General features: G+C 60.1%; 5 protein-coding genes and 1 pseudogene. 1 reads left to right on the top strand and 5 read right to left on the bottom strand.

All coding sequences use genetic code 11. From position 1 onward, the window contains the following. From M3461_08335 to M3461_08345, 3 genes and pseudogenes are all read right to left on the bottom strand, one after another. Positions 1-277: helix-turn-helix domain-containing protein (locus M3461_08335; protein MDQ3774353.1), on the bottom strand; the 277-nt coding region annotated here is incomplete at its 3' end. 251 nt (positions 278-528) lie between these two features. Further along, on the bottom strand, positions 529-2,244 hold the full coding sequence (locus M3461_08340) for a potassium/proton antiporter (protein MDQ3774354.1): 1,716 nt from the start codon (positions 2,242-2,244) through the stop codon (positions 529-531). A gap of 732 nt (positions 2,245-2,976) precedes the next feature. Further along, positions 2,977-3,519 (bottom strand): annotated as a pseudogene (locus M3461_08345) (NAD-binding protein). Positions 3,520-3,949: 430 nt separating this feature from the next. Between M3461_08345 and M3461_08350 the strand changes: the two are divergent. Continuing rightward, complete coding sequence (locus tag M3461_08350) at positions 3,950-4,183, top strand: hypothetical protein (protein ID MDQ3774355.1); 234 nt, start codon at positions 3,950-3,952, stop codon at positions 4,181-4,183. Between the two features lie 39 nt (positions 4,184-4,222). On the opposite strand, the gene M3461_08355 is transcribed toward M3461_08350, so the two are convergent. After that, on the bottom strand, positions 4,223-4,486 hold the full coding sequence (locus tag M3461_08355) for a UPF0175 family protein (GenBank protein ID MDQ3774356.1): 264 nt from the start codon (positions 4,484-4,486) through the stop codon (positions 4,223-4,225). 548 nt (positions 4,487-5,034) lie between these two features. Further along, positions 5,035-5,259 (bottom strand): addiction module protein, encoded by a 225-nt coding sequence (locus tag M3461_08360; protein MDQ3774357.1) that lies wholly within the window; start codon positions 5,257-5,259, stop codon positions 5,035-5,037. Between the last annotated feature and the right edge of the window lie 136 nt (positions 5,260-5,395).

A 5,395-nucleotide genomic window follows, 5' to 3' on the forward strand; every position in this document is an offset into this window, starting at 1 on the left:
GCTGCCATAAGCGGTTCACCGTGTTCTTGCTGACATCGAGCGCCTCCGCCATGACCCGGCAACTCCAATGCGTTCTGCCGTTGGGCTTGCTGTGCAAAGTCGCATTGATGATCCCGTCTCGCTTAGCTTGATCATACTGCGGCTTGCGCCCCCGTCCGGGGGCGATCTCCCAGACCTCGCCGATCCCTTGCTCGCGAACCCGCTTGCGCCACAGCAGCACCGTGGGGCGGCTCACACCGAGTTCCTCGGCGATCGCCACATTCTGCTGACCCGCCACGGCTCTCAGGATAATCCGGCAACGTAGCGCCACTTGTTGCGGAGTCCCGTGTGAGGACTCCCACTTTTCGAGCTGCGTCCGTTCAGCCGGTTGCAACTCGATCTGACAGCCTCGTGTTCGGCATGACCGTGAGCATAGCAATTGCCAGAGAATCTGTCAAGTTATTTAAGGGACACCCCACTAGGGCGCCAATCAACCCCGAGGAACTTCAGTAGAAGGCCGCCGAGCTTGCGAAGCGCATCTGAGCCGCCTCAGTCGTGCAGCTTCAGGCCGACCCGGGTAATTGCTCCGTCGACAATCTCGCGCACGACCAGTTCGACTCCTCCGAGCTTTATGCGGTCGCCGATGACCTGCCGCTCGCCAAATCGCCGGGCGAGGTACTGTCCGAGTGTCACGGCGCCCGAAACGTCCCCGACATCCAGCCCATAGAGCGCCGCGAGGTCCTGCAACGGGGCGTCGCCGTTCAGCACAAAGTGGCCGAAGAACCGGCGCTCTTCCAGGCGCGCCGGCGCATGCGGCAGCGCGAATATCTTGTTGAGCAGGTCCACGCATTCCGGCGTCGCCAGCACGTATACGTAATCGTCCGCCACGAGCGGCATGTGCCTGTCGATCGGAACCACCTGCGTGCCGCGGATCACGGCGGCAACTTCGGTCTGCTCCGGGAGCGGCAGCTGGGAGAGGGTCTTTCCCGCTGCAAAGCTGCTCTGCTCGAGCTGGTAGCCCAGCAGGTCGTGGTTGAATCGCCCGGATATATCTAGGTCGATCTGCTGGAACGGCATCGGCTTCGGCGGAACCTCGAGTTTCAGCACGCGGGCGAGCGGCGCAATCGTCCAACCCTGCAACACCAACGACATCAACACGACGACGAAAGTGGTGTTGAAATAGACCTGCCCGCCTTCAAGCCCCGCAACCAGCGGATAGACGGCGAGAATGATGGGCACCGCGCCTCGCAACCCCACCCAGCTGATGAAAAGCTGTTCGCGCGCCGGAAACCGGAACGGCAGCAAGCTCAGCCATACGGCGACCGGCCGCGCAACGACCATGAGAACCAGCGCGACCCATAACGCCGGCAGCGCCACGGGGACGATGGCGGACGGGGTCGCGAGCAGCCCGAGTAGCAGGAACATGACGATCTGGCTCAGCCAGGCGAGCCCATCGTGCACGCGATGGATGTTCTGGCTGGCTTGGAGCTGGACGTTGCCGAGGATAAGTCCGGCGAGGTAGATCGCGAGGAAGCCGCTGCCGCCCAGCAGCGCCGTGCCGCCGTACGTCATCACTGCACCGGCCATGGCCAGCAGCGGGTAGAGGCCTGTTTCGAGCGTCAGCCGGTTGATCAACCGCACCAGCAGCCGGCCTGCGATCATCCCGATCAACGCACCGAGAGCCATCTGCTTCACGAACTCCAGTCCCACGGTCCACGACAGATCGGCGTGGCCCGCTGCGAGCAGTTCCACGAGCACCACCACCAGGAAAACCGCCATGGGATCGTTGCTGCCGGACTCGATTTCGAGCGTGGCGGCCACGCGCTGCTTGAGCTCGAGGCCGCGCGCGTGCAACAAGGCAAACACGGCCGCCGCATCGGTCGAGCTCACGATCGCGCCGATCAGGAGACCCTGCATCCCGTGCAGATCGAAGATCCACGCGGCGCACGCTCCCGTGATCAGCGCCGTGATCACCACCCCAACGGTGGCGAGCGACATCGCCGGCCACAACCCGACCCGGAAGCTGTCCGTGCGCGTGCGCAGGCCGCCGTCGAACAGAATCACCGCCAGCGCGATGGTGCCGACGAGGTTCGTCAGGTTGAAATCGTTGAAGACAATGCCGCCTGGACCGTCCTCTCCCGCCAGCATCCCGAGCACGAGGAAGATGAGCAGGATGGGTGCCCCGAAGCGCGAGGAAAAAGCGCTGGCCACGATGCTCGTTAGCACGAGCAGCGCGCCAAAGAAGATGACCTGGTTGGTGTCCATTGCGCAGTTGATGTCAGGCCTGTGTCAAGCGAAGCGGCGCCGCGTGGTTGCAGCGGGCTCCATCATACCACGTGCGACCATCCTCTTGAATCAGGGGCAGACGCCCGCATCTATTGTAAATCGCGAGCGAACAAACCAACTCAAACAAATTCTATTTCAGGGGCGAATATCAATAAGCTGCCACCCGGCAGCACTCAAAAGTCTTTGGTTGGGCATTATCGAGCAGGGCTTATCCTTGAGAGAAATCTTCTCTATCTCAGTCGTTCGGAATTAATCGGAACTAGTACCTGGCATTTTCCTTTCGCTCTTACCGCACATAACATCTCAAGCCCGTTTGGCGTGTCCGCCTCCATCGAGCTTAGCCGGCGAATTGTTTCTGCTTGTCATTTCTCGAAGATGAGCGTGAGATAGGCGAGAAACAGAAGCAAATGCACTGCCCCCAGTACCATGTTGGTTCGTTCAATGGCGAACGTCAGCCAGCGTAGGGCGCGTGCCCGCGCCATTCATTGGCGGTATGATTCCGTCATGCCTGATTATCTTCGCGCCCATGTGCCGGGTGGCACCTATTTCACCGTCAGCACCTACCGGCGGCATACGTTTATCACCGATGATTCCGGATAGCCTGGAACAGGCTCTAACGCAGAGCTAACCCGACGCCCGAACATCGCGGAGGGCGGTCGGGCTTGAGCGCTGGATTAGACGTTGCTTGACGGCGTTAAATCGCTTCATAAATTAGTGGATATGTTCTTCAACTTCTTGCCGTTCGTCGGCTCCACCTGCGATTCGCTCGAGCACATGACGCGTCATGCCGAGCGCAAGCTCATGCTCCCCGATAAACACTTTCCCGGCCTTTTCGTTCCGAAGCAGCGCTGCCTCTACGTCGCTATGGGTGCGCACGATTGTTTCCACGTCCGGTTTGAGAGTGCGCGCGATCTCGATCATTTTTCGCGCCCCAAATGTATCCGGGGTTGCGATCACCAACATCTGCGCCCGAGCGATATGCGCCTGAATGAGCACCGCCGGCTCGGAGGCATCCCCGGAAACGGCCGGTATACCGCGCTCGCGCAGCAGCTCGACGACTTCACGGTTCTGTTCAGCCACGACGATTGGTACGTCGCGTTCGATCAACGCTTCACCGATACGCCTGCCGACGCGGCCATAGCCCACCAGTACAATATGCCCCGTAAGGCGATTCTGGTCGACAGTCATTGGAAGCTCTGCGAGCGGGTCGTCGGACCGCTCCAGGGCACGGGCAAGGTTCGAGCGGGATCGAATCCGGGCTTGCGCTTGAGACGAACGGCAACAAAACCGAGAATCAGAGCAAGTCCGAGAGCAGCGGCAATGGTGGTGATCAGGCTTACGCTATGCAGCGGCACGTATCTTTCCTCGTTTCACCCGACTATTCCTGACTCATCGCCCCGCCGACCTTGTCGGTCACGATCCCAAACGCAAATGCGCGCCCGACCTATGTAGCAACAAGCGCTGATGAGGACACACATCAACATGGCCGCAATAGCGACCGTTGACATATGGCCCCCGCGGTACTCGGCCACCCAGCCCACCCTGCCTCGGCTCATCGCATTGATTTACGCCCGTTCCCTGACTCCTACCAGCTCGTCGTGTACGAGGCCTTCGTAGCCTGACGACTTGCATATCGCCTATGTCCGCCGGAACTTCGGGAGCTGCCTCATCCCATACCACAAGCGTGGGCAATCGCTCTGCGGGCACGAGCGAGGTTGAGCACGTCAGACTCGCCGTTGCCCAGACCCCATTTCAAGACGTCGCCGTGCACCTGAACCACCGGTGGCGATCCCGCGAAGCCCGCTTCAACGGCGAGGGGGGCCGGGTCACCCGCTGGCCCCTTACAGACCTCACGCGCGACAGCCTCGGAGAGCAGCAGATCGCGCGCAGGGTCGAGCAGCAAGTCCAGCGGCCCTGATTTCGCCAGCACAATGAGCCAAGCATTCAGCACCAGGTCTCACGCGCCATGGCGGCTCACGCCCGCCGCCTCGCGTAACTCCTCCAATGTGTCCTGAAACGGTGCGACGACGTAACGCCCGAGCACATCGATGAATTCACTACGCGACAGACCAGAGACCTGGGCCGCGCGGCCTTGGTTCACGATTCCCATTTCGTACCAGTTCACGGCGGCGGCAATACGCAGCTCGCGGGTGAATTCTGCGGGGTCCCTGTGGAGGCGAGCGAGCGCGCCGTCCTCAACTTCGAATGCGATATGAGCCATGATCCTCTCCTCGAAAAAACCGAAACGTATAACTCCCTAGTCCTGTAGGCCGGGTTGAGGAACGAAACCCAGCACATGGCGTGGACATGCCCGGATTCGCTCGCCTCACCGCGGCCTAGTTCAGCCGTGTGCGATTGATACAGTCTGAGCCGGATATGCCGCTTTGACCTGTCTTACGAAGGATTCGCCTCCCTCCGGCCACCATATTGCGGCTTCCTCCAGGTTGCGCGCGGCATCATCGGGTGCTAAACCAGCGCTAGAGCCTGCCTAGGCAGAAGTTTGGTCTTCGACGATGGTGGGCGATGGCAAGAACCTGAATGCTATCGCCCACATGGCGAAAGATGATGTTGAATGGAAAGCTTCTCCCAACGCGGCCTTTCGGATCGACGGCGCCAAGGCGACTCGGTAACGATCCGGCGCTGCACAAACTGCAATGATGGCAGTGCGAAAGGCCACATGGTAGCGACGGCCAAGACCAGCCAGACGTGCCTCATAGAATGCGACTTGCTCTGCATGTTCCGCAGCCGCTTCGGAATGAAGCCAGTAGTTCACTTCAAGAGAGACTGAACTCTCTGTTCCAATTCCTCAGCCGAGACCAACTTAGCAAGGTCCTGATCAATTTCGTCAGCTCGACGTTGCGCTTCCACGAGCCAGAGCTGCTCGACCTCCGATTCAGAGAGATCGTCGAGGCTGGCCAGCAGCCGATACACCAACCGAGCCCGCTGCTGAAGCGGTAGGTGCAGCGCCTCTTGTTCGATTGAGATGAAGTTCATGGACATAGTATAGGGAGCCTCTAAAAATTGTGATGAAAGCCTATACTGCCGCGGCATGTTACAAGGGATTTCACTATCCAGGCCGATTTTGGAGCAGCATCAGGGATCTAGATCGGCCTTTTTGAGGGGATCATCC

Source organism: Pseudomonadota bacterium (genome assembly GCA_030860485.1).
GTDB lineage: Bacteria > Pseudomonadota > Gammaproteobacteria > JACCXJ01 > JACCXJ01 > JACCXJ01.